The following is a 24621-nucleotide window of genomic DNA, read 5'->3' as shown; positions in this document are numbered from 1 at the left end:
TTTTGTCTTCCTCACATTACTGGGACAATCGTTTGGACAGTTCATAAAGCTCCATATTGAATTCCTTCTTGGAGTTAACAACTTGATCGATATCGGTTACCGTCAGCTCTCCCTTAATGATGCCGCACGCTTTGCCTGAGACACCCTCAAGCAGCTTGCGAACCGCAAAATCGCCAAGGTTCCCCGCCAAAATCCGGTCGTTATGCGTCGGCGTACCGCCCCGCTGTATATGACCGAGTACGGTTACACGCGGTTCGATGCCGTTGCGCTTTGTTATTTCCGCGGCAATATCTTCCCCTTTGCCCACACCTTCGGCAACGATAATGATACTGTGGCGCTTGCCCATTTTGAAATTTTCGGACATCCGGTTCGCAATCTCATCGAGATCATACGAAACCTCCGGAACCAGAATGGTCTCCGCTCCGCTGGCAAGACCCGAATACAATGCGATATCTCCGCAATGGCGGCCCATGACTTCAACGACGGAAGAACGTTCGTGGGAGCTCATCGTATCGCGAATTTTATTGATGGCGTCCACTACAATGCTGACGGCTGTATCGAAGCCGATCGTAAAATCAGTGAAGGGAATGTCGTTATCGATCGTGCCCGGCAAGCCCATCGTTTTGATTCCGAGCTTGCTCAGCTTGTTTGCACCCTGGTAGGAGCCGTCCCCGCCGATAACAACCAGACCGTCGATTCCCCGCTTGCGCAGGTTATCCGCGCCCAGCTGCTGCCCTTCGGGCGTCAGAAATTCCTTGCAGCGGGCCGTCTGCAGAATCGTACCCCCGCGTTGAATAATATCGCCCACGCTGCGCAGGTCCATTTCGCGGATATCGTCGTTAATCAGTCCGGCATAACCGCGCTGAACGGCAAATACCTCCAGACCGTGGTACAAGCCGCTGCGAACCACCGCGCGAACGGCAGCGTTCATCCCCTGCGAATCCCCGCCGCTTGTAAGTACTGCAATTTTTTTAACCGACATGATGATTCCTCCTTGATGATCTAACACATCCATAATTATCGTTGTAATGACGAAGTTTTGCGAATCCAAATGCTGTTAATGAGGAAAAACATCCGCATCAGCGGGCTGTCCTTCATCAATTGCCGGGATACCAGCTTGACCTGCCGCTGTTTTCTAACCTTTGGATCGGACAAATAAAGCGCGAGCAGCCCTTCAATAATCATCCGGTGAAATGCGGCATGCTCCAGCCGCTCCGATGTGCGTTTGGCCTCCGTCACGATCAGAGCAATCCGCTCAACAGCCCGGTCCCGATGATCATAATAGCTGCAAAAATTAAGATCCCCGCCTACCACGTCTTCTTCCTGATCGATCAAATAATCAAGCAGTATATGCAATCCGCAAATATAAGGAAAATAAGCGGAATGAATGCTCCGCACGGTTTGCGGACGAAGTCCGGGTTCGGATGCCGCCAGAAACAGCATAAATACGCCGAGCGTGGATCCCGTCGCAGCGGCAAATTCATTCCATTCGATAGAAGGGCATCGTTCCCGGTGCAGCTCCCACCAGGTCAGCAGCGCTTCCTCCCGCAAAGGCTTGGCCATATGCTTGTACACCTGCAGATCGCAATACAGGCCGACAAGCTCTCGAACCGAAGCTGCCGCCGGGGCAAAGGACGGAAGCAGTCGAACGCTGGCCTGGCATGTTTTGACAAGCTCATTGAGGTAATCCCGGTCTTCCTTCTCCTTGTGAAATTCGTAATAATCATGCAGCGGCGCGGAAGGATCCACCGCATCCAGCATCGATTGGTGAAGCCGCCGGAAATCGGCCGGATCAAGCGACGTGCTCCGGTCGCATAAATTATCCAAATAGTCGCTGATCGTTTGAAAAGCGACGATGAGCGGAATCAGGATATGCCGCATCGACAAATTCGCCGCGGCATATACAGCCCCGCCTTCACAATGGAACCGCTTTGCGGTTAAACTGTCTATGGCCTGCTTGCGCAGCTCCGCATCCGGGATCTCCTCCGCCTTGGAACGCCAATGATCCATCTGTTCCCGGACAGCAGGAAGAACATAGCGGTATACGCGAAGCATCAGCTGAAGCGGTTTTTGGGGGACTTGAGAACTGCGGTTCAAGAAAATCAGAATAACTCCCTTTCTCCGCCACTGCATGCATGACCATACTGGAGGAGCTTGCGCATCTCGATCCATTGGATATGCTTCAGAAGCACATCTCCCCGCTCGTCATTCGCCTTTGTGACTTGATACTCCACCAAATCCGTGAACTGAACCGGATCGTACCCGGTCCCGAATGAGAATTTTTCAAGCTGCTGCCTGAACGCTGCGCTTCGGATGTCCTCAAAACCCGCTTGCCTCATATATGCAAATGCTTCTTTAGCCACATCATCCGATACCGGATGAGCGCCCGCCATGCGAAACCAATATTTCGCATTGCCGTAATCTCCCTCCATACGGTGCATGATCGCATGCCAGTAGCTTCCGGTCGGTGTGTCGACATCCTGGGAAATGGCGTGTGACGGATCCAAGCTCTCGTTAAACAAATGCAAGCCCGCTTTGACGGTAAGCGCGTAGGATCGGCGTTCACCCTCGAATCCGTCCACGGAGAGCTTCGCGATCTTGATATCCGTCAAATCGTCCAGCTCCTCTGTCGGATAAAGCGAAGGCTTGTGCGTCGTCAGCTTCGCAGCAAGCTTGTATAAGCTTTCGGTCCAGCTCAAGCTTCCTACCTCCTCTAGCAAAAAGCGAATGGAATTTATTAGTGATGAGCTGCTCCCACGGACATGTCCTGATGAACCCGAAACCATAGATGAAGCTCATTGATCGTACTGGCCAGCTCTGCAATTTCACTGTTTAAGCGGCAGGAAACCGCAAAATTATCTTCTACGTTAAGCTGATCCTGTCTGGCGATAATCATCGTCTCCAGCCGTTTGATCCGATCCGGGATCATTCCCCGGATTTCCTCCCAGCGCAGCAGAATTTCCGCTTGCTCCTGTTCGCTGTAATCTTCAAAATCATTCTCCAAGTGAGGCAGCGGTATACCCAGCCGCTCATTCATAACAAAAGAATAAGACATTCCTGTTCCACCTTTCTTTTCCGGAATCACCGCAAAAGGCGCTCACAGCTTATCTATAATAATGTATCACGAACGCTTCACTGCTTCCAGTAGGAAAACAAATTTTTCTCCCTTGCCGTTTGGTTCATGGTATAATGTTTGACATGTGAAAAGAGGGGGCCCGCCATGATCGAATCGGAACAAGCCCGCATCACGTTTCGGCAGCTGCTCGCCTTTTTCCTTCCGCTGGGAATTTCGGCAAGCTTGGTAACCATTTCTCATGTGATTATCAATAGTACGTTGGCACGCGCTCCCCATCCGGAGCTGATCATTGCCGCTTACGCTTTACCCATGAGCATACTGGGCATTACCGAAAAGCCCGCCGTTTTGCTGCGGCAGACCTGCTCCGCCCTCGTCCGCGACAGACAGTCGTTTCGGGCGATGTCGCTCGTGGGCTTTTATGTTCTCGGCTCGGTTTTTCTTATCGGTCTCATCATCAGCTACACCCCTGTCGGTCCATGGGTGTTTTTGCATTTGTTCGGAGCGGAGGAAAGCATGATCGCCCCGATGGTTGACGTATACCGGGTATTGATGTTCGTCAGCATCTTTTCAGGCATCCGCTGCATATATCACGGCATCATCATCTATAACATGCGGACAAAATGGCTTACAATCGGAATGATCATCCGCTTGATCGGCATGTACTCACTGTCGCTGTATTTTGTTAACACCGGAGTCACGAGCGCTGCGGTCGGGGCGATCCTCTTCCTTGCCGGGATGATGATTGAAGCAGCCGTCAGCTTCTGGGAGGGCCGCGCACTGCTTCGCAAAGTCATCCCGGAGAAGCTGCCTGAGCATCCCATCGAGACATCATCGCAAATTTTCGGATTCTACAAGCCGTTAATGTACTCGTCGTTTATTGCTGTAATTTCGATACCTGCCATCAATGCGTTTCTCGGCAAAACGACGGATATTCAGCTGTCCATTGCTGCCTTTGCCATCGCGGCCAGCTTAACTCAGCTCGTACAAAGCTTTTTTTCTTACGTGCATCAGCTTGTATTGAATTTTTACCGGAAGGATCGCAGATCCGTGCTTCGCTTCGCTCTGATGATCTCGCTCATTCCCAGTCTGCTGATTGCCGTTTTGTCCTATACTCCTGCCGGTCCTTGGTTCATGGAGCATGTGATGGGTGTGAACGAGAGGTTGATGGAAGCCAGTCTTTCCACACTTCGCGTGTTTATGATCATGACTCTGGTTTTTCCCTGGCTGGATTACGGCAACGGGCTGCTGATGCTGCGCAGCCAAACGAAGGTGATGGTTTGGTCTCAGGCTGCAAACGTGTGCGTAACCTTGCCGGCTTTGTTTCTGTGTATCGCGTTTCGTCCCGGCTGGAACGGAATGATCGGCGCTTTGGCACAGTCTCTCGGTACTGCCGCAGAAGCTGCCGTGGTCTGGTATGTCATTCGTGAGACAGCCAGGGTGGAAGGCAAAATTCCGGGACCGCCGCTTTCTTCTGCAGGAAACAGAAAAGAATTGAGTGAAAACGCATGAATGAACGATTAACCAAAGGAAATACGGCATTGCTTTGCAGCTTTACCTTTTCTTTTTATACGACGGTTGCCGTAATTACATCCTATTTTCCGCTTTACTTTTTATCCAAAGGATTCTCGACGGTCCAAATCGGACTGCTGTATTCCGTCGGCCCGATGCTTGGTATCGCGTCCAACCTGTTTTGGGGCGTGTTGAGCGACCGATGGCAAACCGTGAAAAAAATCGTTATCGTCATATTAATCGGACAATGGCTAACCGCGGCGTTCATCTTCCGCACCGACGCCTTCGGTCTGCTGATGGTGCTGATGGGAATCTTTTTCTTTTTTCAATCCCCGATGAGCTCATTGAACGACAGCCAAATTCTGCTGACTATCAAAAACACCGGCAAAAGCTACGCTTCCTTCCGCGTATGGGGTTCCATCGGCTTTGCCGCCGCCGCGCTGGTCTTCGGCAAGCTGTTGAAGGAATTCGGCATTGAGCTTACGGCTGTACTATTGACGACGACGATCGGCTGCTCTCTCTTTCTATCCCTACTGCTGAAGGACGCCCGTCAGGCAAGCTATAAGAAACCGGATTTCTCCGGACTGATGCCGATTATTACCTCACGGTCGTTTCTTGCGTTCTTGCTCACGGTACTGGTAGTCTCCGTGGCCCACCGGATGAATGACGGCTTTTTGGCCCTCTATCTTCAGCGGCTTGGCGCTGATCAAACGATCGTCGGATGGTCTTGGATGGCTTCGGCCGTGAGCGAAATTCCCATTTTCTTCTGGCTTAGCAAGCATGGACATAAATACAAGGAGCTGCCCCTGCTCGTCATTTGCTGCCTGGTCTATGTGGTCCGCTTTTTTTTGATGAGCGTTGTCGACAACCCGCTGTTGGTTATTGTCATTCAATTCCTGCACTCCATCTCCTTTGGGATCTTCCTGTTCACCGTTATCCGCTATATTCAAAATGTCGTGCCCGACCAGTTTCGTGCCAGCGGCCAGGCGTTGTTCGCCATGACATGGTCCGGACTGGCCGGTTTGATTAGCGGGGCTTTGGGCGGCACCGTCTTCAACTCCTGGGGACCGCACGCTATGTACGGATTGGCATCGGCATTGGCTTTTGCCGCCATGCTGGGTTTTCTGGGCCTTCATCTTGGAACCAGAGGCCGAACGTCCCTTCAAGATTTGGAGCAGGGCCCTTCCTGATGAAGGGCGGGCCGAAGTTGTCTTTTCCTGAGACCGACGGTATAATAAGGGGTAAATTTTAGCACCAAGTACTAAGAAATAAGCTCAGGGCTTGACCATACGGAGAGGATGAACCGAACATGACTGACGACATCATGACACTGCCATACCAGGATTTCAAATCAATCTTGCTGGATCGCCGCAGCATTCGCAAATATACCGAGCAATCCGTTTCAATTGAGGATATTCGTGAAATCATCGATTGTGCCAGATACGCGCCGAGCGATACGAATTCGCAAACCTGGGAATTCATCGCCATCATGAATCGGGATAAAATTAAAGAAATCGAACGGCTGACTTGGGAGCAGCTGCATCTCAAAGCCGCGGAAGCCGAACAACGGGGACTCTCCAAAGAAGCGCGTCTGCTGAGCAAGTCCTTCGGACCTTATGCTACCGCATTCTCGGATGCTCCGGTATTGATCATCTGCTTGGCTACGCCTTACAATTCCAAGTTCCGCGAGCGGATTTTCGACCCGGTACAGTTGGTTGATGACGCGGTATGGGAAGAAGAAGGGATTAAGAGCAGCTGTCTGGCCGCACAAAACCTGATGCTCGCCGCACATGCCCGCGGGCTGGCTACCTGCCCGATGACAGGCCCGGTACTGCTTGCGGGGGAACAGCTGCGCGCATACCTGGACATTCGTCCGGAGTGCCAAATCAATATGGTTATCGCGCTTGGGCATCCTGCTGAACGTCCTGCCCGGCTTGCGCGTAAAGAAATTGACGATATTCTTCGCATTGTGGAGTAAACAACCAAGCGGCAGCCCTGCCGTTCACCTAAAAAAGGTTCCTGGAATACCTTCATTCCAGGAACCTTTTTGGGTACTTCCCCTCATTAGGGGTAAAAAACATAGCAAAAGAGCGGTTCTTGGAATGAAGTCCAAGAACCGCTCTGTTCGGCTTGTTGTTGTGGCGCTAACCTATAAGAAAACTACCTACACATGAAAGGAGCCACCGCAAAGCAGCGGTCGTTTTCTTGCGAAATCAAGAAGCTCATACTAGAAGTCAGTCAATTGATTTCCATAGAAACATTATATCATGCTAACCCGTAAAGGGTTTTTATAGTTAGTTTTAGCTTACAGCTTTGTAACGTTAGCCGCTTGAGGACCACGGTTTCCTTCAACGATTTCGAATTCAACAGATTGGCCTTCTTCCAAAGTTTTGAAGCCATCGCCTTGGATTGCGGAGAAGTGAACGAATACATCGTCGCCGCCTTCTACTTGAATGAATCCGTAGCCTTTTTCTGCGTTAAACCATTTTACTGTACCTTTCAATGAAAACAACCTCCTAGATGTATCGCCATCAAGGGCGAATGGTTAAATTATAGCACCCTTATAAGGATAAATCAACACGTTGATCATTATTCATTGCCTTTTTTTGTATGTGCAACAACAGGCTGGAACCAGGAATAAACAGCAGCCTTGAAGGCATTAAGACCGCCCCATGCCCCTCCCCGTGAAGCTCTTTCACAAGCCGTTCAAGAGATGGATACGGATCCCATTCCAGTGTTACTACCGGAGATAACCGCACCTCACCACCGCGACGGCAGACGCGGATCAATTCTTTTATCGCCTGAAGATGGAAAGCATAATTGAACTGCTCATGATATAAAAACAAAAAATGGCTGCAAAGCAAAAGTCCGAAGGAATCGTCTGCCAACGGCAGCCGGGGTAAAACTGCTGTGATATAGTCATTCGAACCATAAGCCGACTTATAGTGGCGAATAAACTTTTCCAGAGAGGCTTCACGCATGGCTTTATGATTTTGGATATTGCCGTAATATGTCCAGTCCCACCGATGCTCCAGCTTGGAAAGCTTTTCCGTAGACGTCTGAATTTCCTTCATCCCGTGTTCATGCAGCTGCTCGGGCTTCATAACTGAGCGTCACCGTTTTCTTTCCCTTGATTTTCTCTTGCAGCTAAGGTATGATTTCGCGCATAGAAGGTAATCAAATTTATAATAATAGAACGGAGCTTTTGGTTATGATTAAAAAACACACGATTTACAAAAAAGACAAGTGGAATATGCTGACAGTCGAGGTGAATGGGAAACAGCTGATCCTGCGTGAGATCTCCGAGGAGTGGGGGGAAGAATGCCATACGTTCCTTAGCCGGCCTGAGATGATGCATTGGGTGCACGAGCGCTTCCCCAAAGACCGTTTTGAAGGAACGGAAGAAGAATATGACGCTATGATTGAAGCCTTCCGTCAAATATAATTCCATATTACGACATGAAACCGACAAAATTAGGCTTGACTTGCAACTCGTCCACTCGTTATAATGAGGGCAATTACATAAGGATGTCCTCCAAAGGGGAGTAGCTGTCACAATAAAGTCGTCAGTTCGGGTTTTGAATAAACCCCGGCTTTATTGGCAACGAAACGTTGTTAGCAAGACCTTTGCCTATCGCGGTAAGGGTCTTTTTTGGTTGAAAAGACCTTTACCGTATCGGTAGAGGTCATTTTTGTGTAACACTATAGGACGAAGGAGTGGTGCTTGGAATGGACTTTTTAACAGCGGATTATCTGATCAAATTGTTTAACATCATTTTGATCGATTTGGTGCTCGCAGGGGACAATGCTATCGTTATCGCGTTGGCCGCCCGGAATCTGCCGAGAGAGCATCAGAAGAAAGCGATCATTTGGGGAACCGTAGGTGCGGTTGTCATACGGATCGCCGCTACATTAGCCGTCGTTTGGCTGCTGCAGCTGCCTTTCCTCTTACTCATCGGAGGCATACTGCTGATATGGATTGCGTATAAGCTGCTTGTAGATGAAAAGGATCATAATATCGAAGCGAAGCCACAGCTTTGGCCGGCGATCAGAACCATCATTATCGCCGATGCGGTTATGGGCTTCGACAACGTTATTGCAGTAGCCGGCGCGGCTCACGGAAGCTTTGATCTGGTTGTCATCGGTCTGATCATCAGTATACCGATCATGGTTTGGGGAAGTACGCTGTTTATCCGATTGGTTGAAAGATTCCCGATCATTATTACCATCGGTGCCGCGGTTCTTGCGTACACAGCAGGCTCCATGCTGACAGGAGACCCGTTCGTCAAAGGCTGGTTCGAAGAAAACCCTGTTATGAAATGGGTGCTGATCTCCGTTGTCGTGATCGGAGTAGTTCTCGCAGGTTACTTGAAGAAGATGTCGAAGAACTTCATGTCCATTAATGAACAAGGTCAACTGACCATTCCGGAAAGCATTGAAAAAAAAGCGCAAATCCAAGCAAATGACAGCTTTGAGGCAAAAGTCGACGATAAAGGGCGAATCGTTTTGGTGAAAGTCGCCAAATCGGAGGGCTGACCGACAAAATAACCCGACTGGATCAAATGAGATCCACGCCGGGTTATTTTTTTGTAAAATGAACCGGTCGGTCTACTGCATGTCAAATTTGGGTATGAGGGACAGGAAGGCAAGCCGTATTCACCTCAATGAGAGCGGGCTTTTGGCCGGATAAGGCCTGACGTAAGCATGACTCGAACTCCGTACCGTTCGCCGCACGGTACCCCGTCCCTCCGCACCCTTCTGCCATCATGGCAAAATCCGGATTCCCAATGGTGCTGCCCGTAGAGTTCATGCCGGACTGTTCCATCCGGTGTTTCTCCATGCCGTACGCGCCATTGTTCATGACAACCAGAACGATCGGCAGCTGCTGTTCTACAGCAGTCTGAAATTCCATCATCGTCTGAACGGCCCCGCCGTCCCCGGCAATAGCGATCACCTGGCGGTTAGGTTGGGTCAGCTTCGCCGCGATGGCGGCCGGGAGAGCAAATCCCAACGTTCGCCAACGGCCGGAAATCAGAACATCCTGCATCGGTTTGGCCTGAAAAACGCGGTTGAACCAAAGCGTATGATCTCCGGTATCTACGGCCAAAATCGCGTCCTTTGCCGCTTGCTCCGCAATGATCTTGATAATCCGCTGAGGCGGAACCGGACTTCCGTCCTCCCTCGCTTCCGCTTCAATCACCCGCTTCCAATTCCCGCATACTTCACGATACGGCTATTCCAGGCCATACGATGACTCGAGCCCGCAGAAACCAGCCGGTCCAATTTCGGAACAATCTGACTGATATCTCCGACAATCCCCTTATGGAGAGGGTGCCCTATGCCAATTGCCTCGCGCCGGATGTCGATCTGAACGGATGCCATCAGCCCGGCGCTGCCCTCATGACGGCAAGGAATATATCGGATGACGTTCTGTTTTCACAGTTCATCCAATAAACCTAAATTAGTATCGCCGATCACCCCGTAAATACGCTTTACCTCCCAGGCTTTAAGCTGCTCCAGTATATATCGGGATACGGTATATTCGGTTTTTACTAAAGACGATCCCGAATTCACGGGAGGTTCTGCGGTTTTCATTATCACTGTAGACATCAGCTAGATCTCCTTCTTGCTTGATTTCGGGTATATGTTGCCCAAAAAGCTCGCAGGAATTTCCGCCTTTGCGGCGAAACTACATAGCAAGAGGTGATTTTGTTGAGCAATGCGGCATCCGTTGTTACATTTATGATCTTGTCCTTCTCCCTGGCGCTCGTATTAATCATGAAAAGAGATACGCTGCCTGCCGGAGTCAAACGCCCTCTGGCGATCATCGCGCTGGTGCTGGTGACCTTTTCCTTCGTGCTGATGATATTCAGTTTTTTTGCCAGCACCGCATAGAGGAAATGGACTTCCTTCCATGATTTTCATATACTAATATTTAAGCCTCGCTCCGGTCATACTAAGGAATGCTTTCCAGACCGACCCCTATTTTCCATGGAGCGTGAGCGGATTTGCGAACCATACCTTTGCTGCTGTGCGGTATGCTGTTGACCAGCTTGCTGAGCGCACCTGTGATGCCAACCGATGCGGCAGCCAAACCATATCATTTGACAAGGAGGGCCCCCATGAATCAATTGCTAAAGCGTAAAGACGTAGCTCCGGAACATCGCTGGAACCTGGAAGATCTTTTTCCAAACCAACAGGCCTGGGATAAGGAATACCAAATGGTGAAGAGTGACCTGAAAGAAATCGGCCGCTTTGAAGGTAAGCTTAACGACCCGGCTGCGATCAAAAAATGCTTCGAGCTCGAGGACCAAATATCGATACATACCGAACGGCTGTATGTTTACGCCAACATGAAGCACCATGAAGATATGGCGGATCCTGCATATCAGGCCTTATCCGATAAATCCAAAAAATTAAGTGTTGAAGCCAATGAAGCGATGTCGTTTATTTCCCCGGAAATTTTGAGCCTGTCGGACGATCAGCTGCATAAGCTTGTCAACAATCCGGAGCTTTCCTTTTATAAGCGCACGCTGGAGGAAATGATCCGGCAAAAGCAGCACGTGCTAAGTAAATCCGAGGAAGCGCTGCTGGCCCAAGTAGGAAATCTCTCCCAGGCTCCGGGAACCATCTTCGGCATGCTGAATAACGCCGACTTGAAATTCCCCAAGGTTGAGGATGAGCAGGGCGAAGAAATCGAGCTGACGCACGGAAGATACATCCAGTTTCTGGAAAGCAAAGACCGCAAGGTCCGCAAGCAGGCATTTGAAGCGATGTATTCCACCTACGCCAAGCAGAAAAATACCATTGCCGCTACGTTGGCTGCGAACGTGACCAAAAATATTTTTTATGCGAGGGCGCGCAAATACCCTTCCGCGCTGGAAATGTCTTTGTTCGGCGACAACATCGATAAGGAAGTCTATACGAACCTGATCGATGCCATCCACGACTCGCTGCCGCTGATGCACCGCTACATGGAGCTGCGCAGAAAGCTGCTGAAGGTGGACGAATTGCACATGTACGATCTGTTCGCTCCGCTTGTCGATGAGTACAAAATGGAAATTACATATCAAGAAGCCGCTCAAATGGTCAAAGAAAGCCTGAAGCCTCTCGGCGACGATTACCTGAATGTTCTGCAGGAAGGCTTCGAAAACCGCTGGATCGATATTTACGAGAATGAAGGCAAGCGCAACGGCGCCTACAGCTGGGGAGCTTACGGAACCCATCCCTACGTGCTGCTGAATCATAAAGACAACCTGAACAGCATGTTTACGCTGACGCATGAAATGGGACACGCGCTGCATTCCTATTTATCCGACGCCAATCAGCCTTACCGTTACGCGCAGTATACGATTTTCCTGGCCGAGGTCGCCTCTACGCTTAACGAAGCGCTGCTGATGGATCATATGCTGAATAAGTCGACGGATAAAAAGGAAAAGATGTACCTTCTTACTTACTATATGGACCAATTCCGAACGACCGTCTTCCGTCAGACGATGTTTGCCGAGTTCGAGAAAATCATTCACGAAAAAGCGGAGCAGGGCGAGTCTTTGACGCCTCAGCTTCTCAGCCAAATTTACTACGATCTGAATGTACTGTACTATGGAAAAGACATGGTTGTAGACCGGGATATCGAAATGGAGTGGGCTCGGATCCCGCATTTCTACAACAGCTTCTATGTGTATAAATACGCTACCGGATTTTCCGCAGCAACCAGCTTTGCCAAGCAAATTCTTGAGGAAGGCGAGCCTGCGGTGCAGCGTTACCTCGGCTTTTTGAAAAGCGGAGGCAGCGACTATTCGATCAACATTCTAAAACGCGCCGGCGTGGATATGTCGTCTCCGGAGCCAATTAAGCAAGCCATGAGCGTGTTCAAAGAGCTGCTCGAGCAAATGGAGGCGCTGGCGAAATAACCATGCATCCAAAGGCTGAGACCGGTGCCCTCCCGGCTCAGCCTTTTTAACAGGAGCATGATGACATTCATGTAAAGGAGATGGACTATGAAAGCTCAGTGGTTTCTCATATTCACACTCATTTTCGCCTTGATTACCGCCATATTTGCGGTGATTAACGTAGAACCGGTTCAAGTTAATTTTTTATTCACACAAACGGATATTCCCCTCATCCTGGTCATTATCGGTTCCACCCTTCTCGGGGGACTCATTGTTTTTTTTATCGGAATCATGAGACAATTCAAGCTGCAGCGGACAGTCAAGCTGCTGGAGAAGCGGCTTGCAGAAGCAGCGAACGGACAAGCCCAGGGGGAGGTAGAGGACCTATCCTTATCCCCGGGGAATGGCGAGGCTGCTCTTGGGAAGGAACCCCTTCCGCCTCATTCTGAAGATCCTAGACCGTAAAAAGTAAAGTTTTAGTCAATTAAATAGGAAAATGAGTTTTTTTCAGTATTCCTCATTGAACTGGAAGACGGCATTCATTAATATAGTAATATTAGCAGGACGAAAGTCCTACACCATGAAGGAAGGATGCCGTCATCATGGATTTTCAATGGACGGAGACTCAGGAAAAAGATGTATTAGCCAGCTCATTTCACCAAACGGCTCTAAGCTTGGCTCTCATATCCGCCGATGGCTTTTTTATATATGTGAATCCTTCATTTTGTTCCCTTCTTGGATATACGGATCAAGAGTTATCAGGTAAGCACTGGAAATCGGTGGTACACCCCGATGACTTCAACCTCCTTTATTCGTTCATGTCGGACGAGCCGACCATCAATCCTTCGCTGACTCAGCGTGAAATCCGATATATCCATCGAAGCGGTGAAACCTTATGGGCTTGCGTCAGTTTATCTCAAATAAGACAAGCCAACCGCATCCAGCCCTTTTATTTCAAGCAGGTTCAGGATGTGACCGAACGCAAGCGCAAGGAGGACGCAGATAGACAGGCTTGGGACGCCTTACGCAAAAGCGAACATATGTACCGGAGCATCGCCGATCATTCCACCGACATGATTTCAAAGCACGACAGTTCGGGCAGATTCCTGTACGTCTCTCCCGCTTGCCGCAAGCTTCTCGGTTATGAACCCGAGGAGCTCATTGGGACCATGGCTTACCAGCTGTTACACCCGGAGGATATGGAAGACATTCTCAAAACGCAAAAAGATTTTATTGGCAGCTCCGATCTCATCCTTACTTCGTACCGTTTACGCCGCAAGGACGGCAGCTATGTTTGGTTCGAAACCACGGGAAGCATCCTGCGAAGCGACAACGGGGACTTCAAGGAAGCGCTTTGCACCTCCCGCGACATCTCAGCCAGAAAAAAATTGGAGCATCAGCTGCTGCAAACCAACGAAATGCTGCAAAGAATCTCCACCATCGATGCATTAACCGGAGTAGCCAACCGCAGGAGTTTCGATGAATGCTACGCTATGGAATGGCGTCAGGCCCTTCGTTACTCCACTCCGTTAACCGTTATATTAGTCGATATCGACGATTTCAAAAAGTTTAACGATACCTATGGGCATCAAGAGGGGGATCTTTGTCTGCAGCAGGTAGCCAACGCGCTGCGCGGAGCAGTCAGGCGGCCCGAGGATATCATTGCCCGATACGGCGGTGAAGAATTCGTCATCGTTCTTCCCGCTACGGATGTAAGCGTGGCACAGAGGATAGCCGAGCAATTGCGCAGAGAAGTCGAAAGGCTGTCCATACCTCATAAGCAATCGATTGTATCCCCCGTGGTTACAGCCAGCTTGGGAACAGCCACCATCGTGCCTAATCTGGAAATGACCCGTCACGAGCTTCTACTGCATGCGGATAAGGCATTGTACCAGGCGAAAAAAGACGGCCGAAACCGTGTCAAAGCCTATGCAACAGCCTAAGCGCAGCGCACCCTTTTCTTCCTGAAGAAAAGGGCTTTTTTTTATGAAACAAATTGTGCTCTCACTGCGTCAGTAGGTTTGAAATCCAATAAGGGGTTACATAACTCATGGGGGGAACAATGGTGAGAAGAACAATGATGCTTTCCTGCATGCTGGCGCTCACGCTGCTTGCGTCGAGCGTTCCGGTTCAGACCATGCAGGCCGAGACCGGTTCAGAGGTTCAGCTAAGCTTGAACGGAGAGCCAATCCGGTTGTCGACCCTGCCCCGTTTGACTCAAAACACCTTGATGGTGCCGCTGCGCGAGATTTCGGAAGCGCTGGGGGTGACCGTTCAGTGGAACCAGAGCGAACGGACGGCTATGGCGAGTAAAGGAGAACGAAACATCACGCTGACCCTGGATAGCGAACAAGCTTATCGAGGCAGCACACCCGTAACGCTGACTGCAGCAACGTCGTCGGATAACGGCCATATGCTCGTACCTCTCCGTTTTTTCAGCGAATCATTCGATTTTTATGTATATTGGGACGGAGCCAACCGATTGGTAGACATCGTGGATGCGGACAAAAGCCTGCCCACGGTGGGGTCAATCGAACGCTTGGAGGAGCTGTTGAAGGATTCCGCTGCGGTGAACGGCGGAATGCGCTTTATGGCTAAGGATCAAGCAGCCTCAACCTCCTCCGCCGCAGGTGCGGCTAGGGAATCAGCCGCTGCCGCTCCAGCCGCTTCTGCCGGCTCCTCCTATTCCGGCACGAATGTTCAAGTGGAGGGTGTGGATGAGGCGGATATCATCAAAACGGACGGCAAATACATTTATCAGGTAAACCGCGACCGGGTGATCGTATCGCAGGCATATCCCGCCGAGAATATGAGCGTCGTCAGTACGGTCTACTGGGCTGATCCTCACTTTTACCCGCAGGAAATTTATGTAGATGACAAGCATCTCGTGGTCATCGGCAATACCCATTATCCGCTGTACGATAAAATACAGCCGTACGATTCGGCCGCTCCGGCGATGAGTGATCCCTCTGCCCAAGTCAGCAGTCCGGCGGTGGAAGCTCCAATGGCCGGCAGTATCAGGATGATACCTGCACCTGAACCTGTGGGACGGAAAATGATGATTTGGCCCGGACCGGAGCGTTCTACCACCAAGACGATCGTATATGAGCTGGGCGACCGTACCGACATGAAGCCTGTCAGAGAAACGGAGCTCGAAGGAAATTATCTTTCATCGCGCAAAATCGGCGATGCGCTTTACATCGTTACAAATAAGTGGATGAATAGGCTTTGGCTTATGAGCGACCAAATCAGCCCTGCGGAGAAGCTGGAGACTCTTTCTACACCAGCCTACCGTGACTCTGCCGCCGGGAATGCGTTTATCACTATCGGCTACGAGGATATTCGTTATTTTCCAAATGCGGTAGAACCGAACTATTTGCTTGTCGGCGGACTAAGCCTGAATAAACCGGAGCAAAAGATGCAGGTAACCAGTTATCTCGGGTCAGGCCAAAATGTATATGCATCGCAAAACAACCTTTATGTTACTGTGAATGAGTACGAACCTGTTAGCGCAGTACCAGCAGTACCTGCCGCACCTTCAACAGCTGTTCCTGAAATCGGATTGGATATCATGCCGGTTCGGCCGGAACCGACCGAAATGAGCAGTGTCATTTATAAATTCGGCATGAAAGACGGAACGGTACAGTATACCGGACGGGGTAAAGTTCCCGGGCATCCGCTAAACCAATTTTCCATGGATGAACACGAAGGTTACTTCCGCATCGCAACCACCAAAGGCGATATGTGGCGCGATGATGAATTTACCTCCAAAAACAATATCTATGTTCTAAACGATACCATGAATGTCGTAGGCAAAGTCGAAGACTTGGCGCCGGGAGAGCGTATTTACTCCGTACGTTATGTTGGTGACCGAGCTTATATGGTGACCTTCAAAAATGTCGATCCCCTGTTCGTGATCGATTTGAAGGATCCTCAAGCCCCCAAGGTGCTGGGGCAGCTCAAGATACCGGGCTACAGCGATTATTTGCACCCTTATGATGAAAACCATATCATCGGCTTCGGCAAGGATGCCGTAGAAGTGAACAACAAGAACGGAGCCGGTTTCGCAGGCGGTCCCACAGCGTACTATCAAGGCATGAAGCTGGCCCTGTTTGACGTTTCGGATGTCGCCAATCCGAAAGAACTGTTCAAGGAATCGATCGGCGACCGGGGCACGCATTCGGAGCTTCTGAACAATCATAAAGCACTCCTGTTCTCCAAAGAGAAAAGCCTGCTTGCTTTTCCGGTAACGGTGATGGAGGTCAAAGACAAGTCCTCCGCAGGCTATCCCGCCGATGCGACAACCTACGGCGAGTTCACGTTCCAGGGCGCTTACGTCTACGGGCTTGATCTGCAAAAAGGCTTCCAGCTCCGGGGCAGGATTACTCATTTGAGCGATGAAGACCTGCAAAAGGCCGGGCGCGAATGGTACGGAAGCGACCGGAACATCGAACGCCTGCTCTATATCGAAGATACACTGTATACCGCTTCACCCGACATGCTGAAGGCAAACGATCTGAGCACATTAACCGAAATCGGCTCGCTCAGGCTTCCTCCATGGACGCCGCGCCCGTAACATGACTTGGCAACGGCTTGGCCTTCGGGTACAATGACTAGAGTCAAATCCAACATGGAGGTCTGCCGAATTTTATGGTCAACGCCATCATTGCCGTCTCCGTCATCATTGCATTAATTGTTTCGGGACTTACCATCTACGTCACATACAAAGCTTATTCACGCAAACACGACTAAACGAGCCAAAGCCACAAGGCCAAGGCGATCAAACCGCCGAACGTTGAGCTTAACGCGTTAACCGTATCGTTGGTCATCAGCTGATGTCCCCGGATTCGAACCGCCGCTGCCTCGCAGTGGCGGTTTTTTTCGATCTCTTTGCCGCACCCCCGGCAGCGGTACATTACTTGGCATACCGCGCCAAGCCAGGAGTCCGCCAGCGATCCCGCCAACCCTCCGAGCAGTCCGATGACGCATAGGGCCGAAGCGGACGGGAAAGCTCCAGCCGGAGTTTGGGGCGACATGAGCAGGAGCAGCCAAGCCACGGCCCCAATGAACAGCCCTCCGGCAGCGGAGGCGGCAAGTCCAAGCGGAGTAACGCCTCCGGATGTTCCGGACTCTACGATACGAAGGGTAACGATGGACCTCGGAGCTGTACGGCTGATGCCGCCGATTTCCGTTGCCCAGGTATCTGCGGTGACCGTTGCCATCACACCGACGAAAGCGGCCCACCAGGCGGGGTGCGGAAACAGCCAATGACCGATGCAAAGTGCAAGCCCCAGCCCGCCGTTAGCCCATACTTGTCCTGCGTCGCGCCTCCCCGATTTGGCATAGCCGCTTTCCGCAGCCTCTTTTCTGCGGCTTTTCCACTTGGACAATGCCGATGAGGTAACAAAAAAGGCAATCAGCGTCCCGAACCACGGAAGGCTTCCTGCCGCATACATCAAGGTGCCGAGCAGTACAGCCGCTGCCAAGCCTGTAGACGACAGCGATTTTTTCCAATAGGCTGCTCCTGCGATGAGCAGACTCCCGGCAAGTCCAGCCAGCAGATCCGTCATTCCTGCTCTCCCCCTTTATGATAACAACGCGATCGTTTACAGAACTATAGCCATTATAATATGATTTAACTCATTGAGAAAATGTTTTCGGGGAGGAATCAACGTTGAACGAAGCGGACAATGCAGATCCAGTTGGGTTTAAAAAGGATTTGAATCCCCAGGAGATGCTTCGGGTTATTTTTGATTATGCCGCCAAAATTGCCAACGAACGCAAGCTGGATCGCCTGCTGATGCTGATGGCCGATATGGGCCGCGAAATGGTCGTATCCGACCGGTGTACCGTATGGCTGCTCGACCGTCACAAGAAAGAGCTGTATTCTACCGTAGCCCACGGCGTAACGCCGCTTCGTATGCCTATGAGTGCCGGTCTTGTAGGCCATGCCGTAAGCACCGGACAACCGATCTATATCGACGACGCCTACTCGAATGAAGAGTATAAAGAAGTGCTCCAAAGCGGCGCCATTGCCATGGACAAGCAAACGGGCTACCGTACAAAGACGCTCATGGTCATTCCCTTTCGAAATAACGAGGGCGAAATTATCGGCGCTTACCAGGCCGTCAATAAGCTGACGGAAAACGAGCGGTTCTCGCAAGAGGATATGGACTATTTAACCTTGGCCGCATCCTATGCCGGAAAGTCCATTGAAGCGGCACGGTTGACCCATGAAATTGAGGAAACGCAAAAGGAAATCATTTTCACGATGGGAGAAATCGGGGAAAGCCGTTCCAAAGAAACGGGCAACCATGTTAAACGTGTTGCGGAGTACTCTTATATTCTCGCACGAGGTCTGGGGATGAGCGAAACAGAGGCGGAGCTGCTCAAAATCGCCTCCCCGATGCACGATATCGGCAAGGTGGCGATTCCTGACTCCGTGCTGAACAAGCCCGGCAGGCTGACGGATGACGAATTCGACATGATGAAAAAGCACACTTTCATCGGCTATGAATTGCTGAAAAATTCCAAACGCCAAATTTTAAAAACGGCTGCGATCGTCGCTTACCAGCATCACGAGAAGTGGAACGGTACAGGCTATCCTTGCGGCCTGCGCGGTGAAGACATACATATTTACGGCCGCATCACCGCCATTGCGGATGTGTTCGACGCCCTCGGCAGCGAGCGAGTGTACAAGAAGGCCTGGAAGCTCGACCGCATATTGAAGCTGTTGCAAGAGGAGCGCGGCGGGCACTTCGATCCGAGGGTGGTTGATGTATTCATCGAGCAGCTGCCCCAGATCTTGAAGGTGCGGGATGAATATTCCGATATGGCGCTTGAAGAAGCTTCCATTGAGTAGGTTTGAGCGATTGTAAAAATAAATAAACCCTTGACCAACAGAGTGGCCAAGGGTTTATTTATTCAGCGCTTCGGCTGGCATTCCTTTACTCATCCGCATCAGGATCGGGAGGCTTGGTCGCAGTGTCCGGTTTGGTCTGGCTTTGAGACCCCGCGGATTCGCTCGGCTTAGATGTCCCGCCTGGTTTGGCTTCGTTACTTGTCTTTGTTGTTTGGTCCGATTTAGGCGTACCGCTAGCTTTCGGCGGTTCGTTATGCTTTGTTGCACCGCTGGACTTGGACGTATCGGTCTGCTTCACGGTACTGCCGTCTGTTTTCTTGCCCGGATCTGCCGTGCTGCCCGAACCGGCAGCCTTATTCGCTTCTGCGGGCTTCTTCATCTCTGCTGCAGGGAAATGAACGGCCGGCTGCACTTTTGGCGGAACGGCTGCAGCCGTAACCCGCCCCTCCGCATCGACCTGCGCATTGACCGAAATGCCGGTCAGCTTATCGAACAGCTTGCGGCCATTCTCCTGCACCATACGAATCGGTTGAGCCCACTTGGTCAAAATCGGCACCATCTGCAAATCGCAGCTTCTTTCCTTCGAGCAGGACGCTTCCAGTACCATGCTCTCCCATGTAGCCGAATTTTCATTGGTCGTAAAAATAAAGTTGCCGAGACTGTACGCGATCCATTTCCCTTTATACTGCTCGAATCCCTGCAGCACATGCGGATGACTTGCAACCACCAGATCCGCTCCTTGATCGATATACTGTCTGGCCAGATCGGTTTGCACCTTGATGGGACGGTTATTGCGCTCTTCTCCCCAATGGGCGATAACGACAACGAGATCCGCTTCTTCCCTGGCTTTGGCGATCGCTTGAAGCGGCAGCTTTGTTGAATACGTTTCAGCAAGTCCCGGCTTGCTTTTGCCTGCATACCAGCTTGGTGAATGAACTACCCGGCTGAACCCGAGGAATGCGATTTTGATCCCGCTGTGCTCTATCATGACGTGACGGTACGCTTCTTCACTGTCTCTTCCCGCACCGACCCGCATGATCCCCTGTGCATCCAGATGATCCAAGGTATCCAGGAGACCCTCGACCCCATAGTCCATGCTGTGATTGTTCGCCAAATTGACGAGATCCACCCCTGCTTTCTTGAGCTCGGGAAGGGCGGATGGCGACGAACGGTAGGCGTACGTCTTATCCTCCGGCGTGCCCCGCATCGTTACCGGCGTCTCCAGATTGGCGACGGAAATATCCGCCTTCTCCAGATAGGAACGGACATATTTGAACGGATAATCATATCCGTGCTGCTTCAGAAGATCGTCCACCTTGCCCGCGAACATCACATCTCCTACAAAAGAAATGTTCACACGAGCTTCTTTCCCGTTTCCCTGCAAAGGATTCGCCTGTTCACTCTCCTGAACTCCCGGAGGCTTTGACGCTTCAGACTGCGTCGGATGCAATCCTGTGCCCGGAGCCCGCGTGTCGGGTTCTACCGCCGCTTTGCCGCCAGGTATGCTGTGCGGCCGATCGAGCCATTCCATTAAATAAGCGAAGGCGCTTATCGTCAGAACGGTCAGCAAACCGATCTTTAGCCATAACATCCGATTATTTTTTTTCTCTTTTTTACGCTGATGTATTTCTGTACGCGATCTGATCGTAACCTACCCCACTTTCCATCCTGCTGCCCACTTCCTCATTCCGTGTCCTTATTATACCAAAGCCCCCCTCTTCGGTCATGGGCAAATGTGCCAAAAAATGCTGCCGGCCCCGACATCATTCATTGCTGCTGATTGTCCGGAAGCTCGGCCTCAGGAGCTAAACACATCCTTCTAAATGGAGAAATGTGAATTGGCGGATGCAATCCATAAAATATAGTTGCCCGGGATGTGGTATAATGGAAAAGATAAGCAAAAAATGAAGACAACAGGAGGCCAAGGCTGATAATGGACAAGATTGCGGTCATTTCCGACATCCACGGGAACCTGGAGGCTTTGGAAGCCGTTGTACAGGATATCCGCCGCCGCGGGATTACGCGAATGATTTGTCTTGGCGACCTGATCGGCAAAGGCCCTCAGCCTTGCGAGACGGTGGATCGGATTCGCGAGCTTTGCGAAGCTACGGTGCAAGGAAATTGGGACCATGGCATCAATCTTCCCCAGGAAAAGGAACAGGGGTTGTGGCAGCAGGAGCGGCTTGGTGAAGAACGGCTCCGCTATTTGCGCGAGCTGCCCTTTTCCGTGGATCTTCGGATGAGCGGAAGGCGGATACGCCTGTTTCACGCATCCGCTCGGAGCGTCTATCACCGTGTCCTTCGGAAAGCGGACAAAAAAGAAAAGCTTGCGATGTTCGATAACACCGAGCGCACAGGAGCATTTCAGGGAACGGATCTCGCACCTGATGTGATCGGATATGGAGATATCCATGTTCCGTTCCTGCAGACGCTGAAATCCAAGAAAACCAGGGGACTGCTGTTATTCAATACGGGCAGTGTCGGAGCTCCCTATGACGGACTGCCTCAAGCAAGCTATGTCATTCTGGAGGGATGGTTAGACCATATGGAGGAAGCGCCGTTCTCCGTACAAGCGGTACGCGTTCCATACGACATCGAGAAAGCCATTGCCGCCGCTGAACAGGTTGGGCTGCCCGAGCTGGAGCGGTATCGTTATGAGCAAAGCACCGGATTGGAGCGTTAATGCGGTGCAGGTTTTAAATCCGGGCAAGGAAAGAAGGAACCTTTGTTGGAACGATGGAAAATCAACTTAATCGTCCTCTGGCTTGGACAATTTCTGGTCATGGGCGGAATGACCATGATCATTCCGTTTCTTCCCTTATATATTCAGGAAATGGGAATTCACGATCCGCATGAAGTGGCCATGTGGGCCGGCTTTATCTTCGCCGCCAACTTCGTTACCGCGTTTATCTTTCAACCGATCTGGGGAGGGCTTGCCGACCGCTTTGGACGCAAAGTCATGCTCCTTCGGTCAGGCTTCGGCATGGCTTTGGTCATGACGTTCATGGGTTTGGCCGCCACACCGCTGCATTTGCTGCTGCTTCGAATGGCCAACGGCGTCATTTCAGGCTTTATGCCGGCCGCCGTCGCCTTGGTATCTGCGAATACGCCCCGTGAACGGATGGGCTTCGCCATGGGCACATTGCAGTCCGGCAGTGTGGCCGGCACGATTCTAGGCCCTCTGTTCGGGGGATTGCTGGCGGAATGGGTCGGCTTTCGCCCCATTTTTTATATCACCGGGGGGCTTCTGTTCGCCGCTTCCTTGCTCGCCGCATTCCTGGTAAAAGAAAAATTCGACATCGAACAAGCCAAAAATACGCCCAAAATGTCGGTATTCAGCGGCTTTCGCGAGCTGATCCGTATTCGTGAGCTGCCGGCGCTGTACTCGGTTACTTTCTTGATTCAATTTTCCATTTTGAGCTCGATGCCGCTCATACCCTTGTTTGTGCAAGAGCTTCACGGCAGCGGGCAGCTGCTGGCCTTTTATGCCGGACTGGTCGGCTCGGTGACCGGGTTTTCCAATATGATCGCCTCGCCGCTGCTGGGCAAACTGGGAGACAGGCTGGGATCGCATCGCATTCTGGCGATCGCTTTAATCGGCACGGGACTGGCCTTTATCCCTCAGGCCTTCGTCACCAACATTTGGCAGCTGCTGGCCTCGCGTTTCCTGCTCGGCGTCTTTATGGGAGGACTACTGCCTTCCGTTCAGACCTTAATCCGGGAGTATACGCCAAGCGGTATGGAAAGCCGGGCCTACAGCTTTAATACGAGCTCCTTGGCTTTGGGCAACATGCTCGGACCGGTAATCGGGGGAGCCGTCTCAGGGGTGATCGGCATCCGGGGAATCTTCCTGACGGCTGCCGTGCTGCTGCTTTTAAACGCTTTGTGGGTCCGGCTCTCTTTATTTAACGTAAAAAAAGAACAGCAAACCGGCCCGTAATCCATCGATAAGAAACGACATTCCTATTCCGGTATAAATGGGTATGAATTTTATATCCACAGCTCCCGGTATTGGAAGATATTGCATTTTTGAGACTTTGTACAGGTATATCGCTAAAGAGCAGGAGAACAACAAACAGCCTGGTACCTAATATCGGTACCAGGCTGTTTCATGCAGATGAAACCTGAGGTTAACAGCGCCGGATAAGCTCTGCCAGCAATGCGGTGCGAAACGGTATCTCATCAATCCGGACGTATTCATCCGGAGAGTGGGCATAATCGCCTCTGGGGCCCAAACCGTCCAGTGTCGGTGTGCCGGCCGCGGCTGTAAAATTCCCGTCACTTACACCGCCGGTATGCGTTTCCGTCAGTTCAACGCCGTGATCTGTCCGGGCGATGTCCTGCGCCAAAGCAAACAGCTCCGCCGTGCGGTCGGTTCGTTCCATTGGAGGGCGCATCATCCGGCCGGAAAGCGTAAGCCGGGCTTTCGGATGCACCGGACCGAGCCGGGTGAGCTCCTCTTCGATGCGTTCCGCTTCGGCGGAGGTGGCCACACGGACATCAATCTCTCCTTCGGCATGCTCCGCGATGACATTGCTTCCGATACCGCCGCGGATCACGCCGACGTTCACCGTGGTCCCCCGTGAAAAGTCCGTCAGCGCATGAAGACTCTGAATCTGACAAGCGAGCTCATGAATCGCGGATACGCCTTTCTCCGGGCTCACCCCGGCATGTGCAGAAACGCCCTGTACGGACAGCTTATAGCGTCCGCTGCCTTTGCGGGACGTCTTGAGCGCTCCGCTCGGCTCCATCGGAGGCTCCAGTACAAAAGCGGCAGCCGACCGCTTAGCCTGCTCCTCGATCAAAGCCCGGGATGTCGGACTTCCCAGTTCTTCATCGCTGTTCATCAATAATACGACTTTCTTATCCTCCGGGAACCCGCCGGAGTCCAGCAGCGCCTTGAGCGCAAATATAGCCTGCAGCAATCCGGCTTTCATATCGTATACGCCAGGCCCGTAAGCTCGCCCGTCCTCTACTCTAAACGGCCTTCGAGCCGCCTCTCCCAGCGGCCAAACAGTATCGTAATGACCCACCAGAAGAATTTGTTTATCCCCTTCTCCCACTTCGCACAAGAGGCGGTCTCCATACGTTTCACTCGGGACCCGAACGACTTTACCGCCGGTAAGCCGCTCAAATTCACGCGCAAACCAGTCAGCCATCAAGTCGTTCTGCCGCTTATCCGAGGACGGTGAATCGATATTCACGCTCTCTTCAAGCAATTGAAGGAAATCAGGCAAATACGTTTCAATTTGTTCTTTTAATGTCTGTAACTTCACCAAGCA

At 51.4% G+C, this 24621-nt stretch carries 26 protein-coding genes; 13 read left to right on the top strand and 13 right to left on the bottom strand.

What is annotated here, in order from left to right; translation table 11 throughout:
- Positions 1 to 16: 16 nt before the first annotated feature.
- Genes pfkA through ACZYR9_RS15290 form a run of 4 tightly spaced genes read right to left on the bottom strand, consistent with a single transcriptional unit; the run spans position 17 to position 3055 of the window.
- Positions 17 to 982 carry a 6-phosphofructokinase gene (gene pfkA / locus ACZYR9_RS15305; RefSeq protein ID WP_488979353.1) on the bottom strand — a complete coding sequence of 322 codons (966 nt, stop codon included), beginning with the start codon at positions 980 to 982 and terminating at the stop codon, positions 17 to 19.
- 35 nt (positions 983 to 1017) lie between these two features.
- Positions 1018 to 2055, bottom strand: coding sequence for a tetraprenyl-beta-curcumene synthase family protein (locus ACZYR9_RS15300; protein ID WP_488979375.1), 1038 nt, complete (start codon positions 2053 to 2055; stop codon positions 1018 to 1020).
- 47 nt (positions 2056 to 2102) lie between these two features.
- Positions 2103 to 2699, bottom strand: coding sequence for a hypothetical protein (locus ACZYR9_RS15295; protein ID WP_488979352.1), 597 nt, complete (start codon positions 2697 to 2699; stop codon positions 2103 to 2105).
- A 38-nt stretch (positions 2700 to 2737) separates the two neighbouring features.
- A complete protein-coding gene (locus ACZYR9_RS15290; RefSeq protein WP_488979351.1) occupies positions 2738 to 3055 on the bottom strand; it encodes a hypothetical protein in 318 nt (105 codons plus the stop codon).
- A gap of 165 nt (positions 3056 to 3220) precedes the next feature.
- On the opposite strand from ACZYR9_RS15290, the gene ACZYR9_RS15285 reads away from it, so the two are divergent.
- The 3 genes from ACZYR9_RS15285 (at position 3221) to ACZYR9_RS15275 (ending at position 6563) form a co-directional block, all read left to right on the top strand.
- Complete coding sequence (locus tag ACZYR9_RS15285) at positions 3221 to 4585, top strand: MATE family efflux transporter (protein ID WP_488979350.1); 1365 nt, start codon at positions 3221 to 3223, stop codon at positions 4583 to 4585.
- Positions 4582 to 5775, top strand: coding sequence for an MFS transporter (locus ACZYR9_RS15280; RefSeq protein ID WP_488979349.1), 1194 nt, complete (start codon positions 4582 to 4584; stop codon positions 5773 to 5775). The genes ACZYR9_RS15285 and ACZYR9_RS15280 overlap by 4 nt, the downstream gene beginning before the upstream one ends.
- 119 nt (positions 5776 to 5894) lie before the next feature.
- Positions 5895 to 6563: a nitroreductase family protein gene (locus ACZYR9_RS15275; protein ID WP_488979348.1), complete on the top strand. Its 669-nt coding sequence runs from the start codon at positions 5895 to 5897 to the stop codon at positions 6561 to 6563.
- Positions 6564 to 6890: 327 nt separating this feature from the next.
- Here ACZYR9_RS15275 and cspD read toward each other — a convergent pair whose 3' ends face one another.
- A complete protein-coding gene (cspD, locus tag ACZYR9_RS15270; RefSeq protein WP_488979347.1) occupies positions 6891 to 7088 on the bottom strand; it encodes a cold-shock protein CspD in 198 nt (65 codons plus the stop codon).
- 58 nt (positions 7089 to 7146) lie between these two features.
- Positions 7147 to 7689, bottom strand: coding sequence for a methyltransferase domain-containing protein (locus ACZYR9_RS15265; protein ID WP_488979346.1), 543 nt, complete (start codon positions 7687 to 7689; stop codon positions 7147 to 7149).
- 107 nt (positions 7690 to 7796) lie between these two features.
- On the opposite strand from ACZYR9_RS15265, the gene ACZYR9_RS15260 reads away from it, so the two are divergent.
- On the top strand, positions 7797 to 8030 hold the full coding sequence (locus ACZYR9_RS15260) for a hypothetical protein (protein WP_488979345.1): 234 nt from the start codon (positions 7797 to 7799) through the stop codon (positions 8028 to 8030).
- A gap of 284 nt (positions 8031 to 8314) precedes the next feature.
- Positions 8315 to 9121: a TerC family protein gene (locus ACZYR9_RS15255; RefSeq protein ID WP_488979344.1), complete on the top strand. Its 807-nt coding sequence runs from the start codon at positions 8315 to 8317 to the stop codon at positions 9119 to 9121.
- Positions 9122 to 9203: 82 nt separating this feature from the next.
- Here the strand turns inward: ACZYR9_RS15255 and ACZYR9_RS15250 are convergent, their stop codons facing one another.
- Genes ACZYR9_RS15250 through ACZYR9_RS15240 form a run of 3 tightly spaced genes read right to left on the bottom strand, consistent with a single transcriptional unit; the run spans position 9204 to position 10195 of the window.
- Positions 9204 to 9785, bottom strand: a complete 582-nt coding sequence (locus ACZYR9_RS15250; RefSeq protein WP_488979343.1) for a thiamine pyrophosphate-dependent enzyme — start codon at positions 9783 to 9785, stop codon at positions 9204 to 9206.
- Positions 9782 to 9967 carry a hypothetical protein gene (locus ACZYR9_RS15245; protein WP_488979342.1) on the bottom strand — a complete coding sequence of 62 codons (186 nt, stop codon included), beginning with the start codon at positions 9965 to 9967 and terminating at the stop codon, positions 9782 to 9784. The genes ACZYR9_RS15250 and ACZYR9_RS15245 overlap by 4 nt, the downstream gene beginning before the upstream one ends.
- A 54-nt stretch (positions 9968 to 10021) precedes the next feature.
- Complete coding sequence (locus ACZYR9_RS15240; RefSeq protein WP_488979341.1) at positions 10022 to 10195, bottom strand: hypothetical protein; 174 nt, start codon at positions 10193 to 10195, stop codon at positions 10022 to 10024.
- A 93-nt stretch (positions 10196 to 10288) separates the two neighbouring features.
- Between ACZYR9_RS15240 and ACZYR9_RS15235 the strand changes: the two genes are divergently transcribed.
- The gene (locus ACZYR9_RS15235) at positions 10289 to 10480 is read left to right on the top strand and encodes a hypothetical protein (protein WP_488979340.1); all 192 of its coding nucleotides are present in this window, start codon (positions 10289 to 10291) and stop codon (positions 10478 to 10480) included.
- Positions 10481 to 10541: 61 nt separating this feature from the next.
- Here the strand turns inward: ACZYR9_RS15235 and ACZYR9_RS15230 are convergent, their stop codons facing one another.
- Positions 10542 to 10679, bottom strand: a complete 138-nt coding sequence (locus tag ACZYR9_RS15230) for a hypothetical protein (RefSeq protein WP_488979339.1) — start codon at positions 10677 to 10679, stop codon at positions 10542 to 10544.
- A gap of 28 nt (positions 10680 to 10707) precedes the next feature.
- Between ACZYR9_RS15230 and pepF the strand changes: the two genes are divergently transcribed.
- The 4 genes from pepF to ACZYR9_RS15210 all read left to right on the top strand — a co-directional run bounded on the left by pepF (position 10708) and on the right by ACZYR9_RS15210 (position 17053).
- A complete protein-coding gene (gene pepF, locus ACZYR9_RS15225) occupies positions 10708 to 12498 on the top strand; it encodes an oligoendopeptidase F (protein ID WP_488979338.1) in 1791 nt (596 codons plus the stop codon).
- 87 nt (positions 12499 to 12585) lie between these two features.
- Positions 12586 to 12942: a LapA family protein gene (locus ACZYR9_RS15220; protein ID WP_488979337.1), complete on the top strand. Its 357-nt coding sequence runs from the start codon at positions 12586 to 12588 to the stop codon at positions 12940 to 12942.
- A gap of 137 nt (positions 12943 to 13079) precedes the next feature.
- Complete coding sequence (locus ACZYR9_RS15215) at positions 13080 to 14420, top strand: sensor domain-containing diguanylate cyclase (RefSeq protein WP_488979336.1); 1341 nt, start codon at positions 13080 to 13082, stop codon at positions 14418 to 14420.
- A 119-nt stretch (positions 14421 to 14539) separates the two neighbouring features.
- A complete protein-coding gene (locus ACZYR9_RS15210) occupies positions 14540 to 17053 on the top strand; it encodes a beta-propeller domain-containing protein (protein ID WP_488979335.1) in 2514 nt (837 codons plus the stop codon).
- 172 nt (positions 17054 to 17225) lie between these two features.
- Here the strand turns inward: ACZYR9_RS15210 and ACZYR9_RS15205 are convergent, their stop codons facing one another.
- Positions 17226 to 18047, bottom strand: a complete 822-nt coding sequence (locus ACZYR9_RS15205; protein ID WP_488979334.1) for a DUF92 domain-containing protein — start codon at positions 18045 to 18047, stop codon at positions 17226 to 17228.
- 104 nt (positions 18048 to 18151) lie between these two features.
- Between ACZYR9_RS15205 and ACZYR9_RS15200 the strand changes: the two genes are divergently transcribed.
- The gene (locus ACZYR9_RS15200; protein WP_488979333.1) at positions 18152 to 19339 is read left to right on the top strand and encodes an HD domain-containing phosphohydrolase; all 1188 of its coding nucleotides are present in this window, start codon (positions 18152 to 18154) and stop codon (positions 19337 to 19339) included.
- An 85-nt stretch (positions 19340 to 19424) separates the two neighbouring features.
- Here the strand turns inward: ACZYR9_RS15200 and ACZYR9_RS15195 are convergent, their stop codons facing one another.
- Positions 19425 to 20930, bottom strand: a complete 1506-nt coding sequence (locus ACZYR9_RS15195; RefSeq protein ID WP_488979332.1) for a CapA family protein — start codon at positions 20928 to 20930, stop codon at positions 19425 to 19427.
- A 342-nt stretch (positions 20931 to 21272) separates the two neighbouring features.
- Here ACZYR9_RS15195 and ACZYR9_RS15190 point away from each other — a divergent pair, with 342 nt between their 5' ends.
- Both ACZYR9_RS15190 and ACZYR9_RS15185 read left to right on the top strand, forming a co-directional pair.
- A complete protein-coding gene (locus ACZYR9_RS15190) occupies positions 21273 to 22022 on the top strand; it encodes a metallophosphoesterase family protein (protein ID WP_488979331.1) in 750 nt (249 codons plus the stop codon).
- A gap of 45 nt (positions 22023 to 22067) precedes the next feature.
- On the top strand, positions 22068 to 23279 hold the full coding sequence (locus ACZYR9_RS15185) for an MFS transporter (protein ID WP_488979330.1): 1212 nt from the start codon (positions 22068 to 22070) through the stop codon (positions 23277 to 23279).
- Between the two features lie 190 nt (positions 23280 to 23469).
- Here ACZYR9_RS15185 and ACZYR9_RS15180 read toward each other — a convergent pair whose 3' ends face one another.
- Positions 23470 to 24615, bottom strand: coding sequence for a M20 family metallopeptidase (locus ACZYR9_RS15180; RefSeq protein ID WP_488979329.1), 1146 nt, complete (start codon positions 24613 to 24615; stop codon positions 23470 to 23472).
- Between the last annotated feature and the right edge of the window lie 6 nt (positions 24616 to 24621).

It is taken from the genome of Paenibacillus sp. F024, from assembly GCF_057814255.1.
Note: the sequence above shows the minus strand (reverse complement) of the source record. Positions and strands in the feature narration are given on the sequence as shown.

Excerpts from the sequence above, each read along its gene's own strand:
- ACZYR9_RS15255 (WP_488979344.1), top strand. The coding sequence starts at position 8,315 with ATGGACTTTTTAACAGCGGATTATCTGATCAAATTGTTTAACATCATT.
- ACZYR9_RS15220 (WP_488979337.1), top strand. The coding sequence starts at position 12,586 with ATGAAAGCTCAGTGGTTTCTCATATTCACACTCATTTTCGCCTTGATT.
- ACZYR9_RS15265 (WP_488979346.1), bottom strand. The coding sequence starts at position 7,689 with ATGAAGCCCGAGCAGCTGCATGAACACGGGATGAAGGAAATTCAGACG.
- ACZYR9_RS15245 (WP_488979342.1), bottom strand. The coding sequence starts at position 9,967 with ATGGCATCCGTTCAGATCGACATCCGGCGCGAGGCAATTGGCATAGGG.
- ACZYR9_RS15290 (WP_488979351.1), bottom strand. The coding sequence starts at position 3,055 with ATGTCTTATTCTTTTGTTATGAATGAGCGGCTGGGTATACCGCTGCCT.
- ACZYR9_RS15285 (WP_488979350.1), top strand. The coding sequence starts at position 3,221 with ATGATCGAATCGGAACAAGCCCGCATCACGTTTCGGCAGCTGCTCGCC.
- ACZYR9_RS15210 (WP_488979335.1), top strand. The coding sequence starts at position 14,540 with ATGGTGAGAAGAACAATGATGCTTTCCTGCATGCTGGCGCTCACGCTG.
- ACZYR9_RS15275 (WP_488979348.1), top strand. The coding sequence starts at position 5,895 with ATGACTGACGACATCATGACACTGCCATACCAGGATTTCAAATCAATC.
- pepF (WP_488979338.1), top strand. The coding sequence starts at position 10,708 with ATGAATCAATTGCTAAAGCGTAAAGACGTAGCTCCGGAACATCGCTGG.
- ACZYR9_RS15205 (WP_488979334.1), bottom strand. The coding sequence starts at position 18,047 with ATGACGGATCTGCTGGCTGGACTTGCCGGGAGTCTGCTCATCGCAGGA.
- ACZYR9_RS15280 (WP_488979349.1), top strand. The coding sequence starts at position 4,582 with ATGAATGAACGATTAACCAAAGGAAATACGGCATTGCTTTGCAGCTTT.
- ACZYR9_RS15190 (WP_488979331.1), top strand. The coding sequence starts at position 21,273 with ATGGACAAGATTGCGGTCATTTCCGACATCCACGGGAACCTGGAGGCT.
- ACZYR9_RS15195 (WP_488979332.1), bottom strand. The coding sequence starts at position 20,930 with ATGTTATGGCTAAAGATCGGTTTGCTGACCGTTCTGACGATAAGCGCC.
- ACZYR9_RS15300 (WP_488979375.1), bottom strand. The coding sequence starts at position 2,055 with ATGCTTCGCGTATACCGCTATGTTCTTCCTGCTGTCCGGGAACAGATG.
- ACZYR9_RS15240 (WP_488979341.1), bottom strand. The coding sequence starts at position 10,195 with ATGTCTACAGTGATAATGAAAACCGCAGAACCTCCCGTGAATTCGGGA.
- ACZYR9_RS15215 (WP_488979336.1), top strand. The coding sequence starts at position 13,080 with ATGGATTTTCAATGGACGGAGACTCAGGAAAAAGATGTATTAGCCAGC.
- ACZYR9_RS15260 (WP_488979345.1), top strand. The coding sequence starts at position 7,797 with ATGATTAAAAAACACACGATTTACAAAAAAGACAAGTGGAATATGCTG.
- pfkA (WP_488979353.1), bottom strand. The coding sequence starts at position 982 with ATGTCGGTTAAAAAAATTGCAGTACTTACAAGCGGCGGGGATTCGCAG.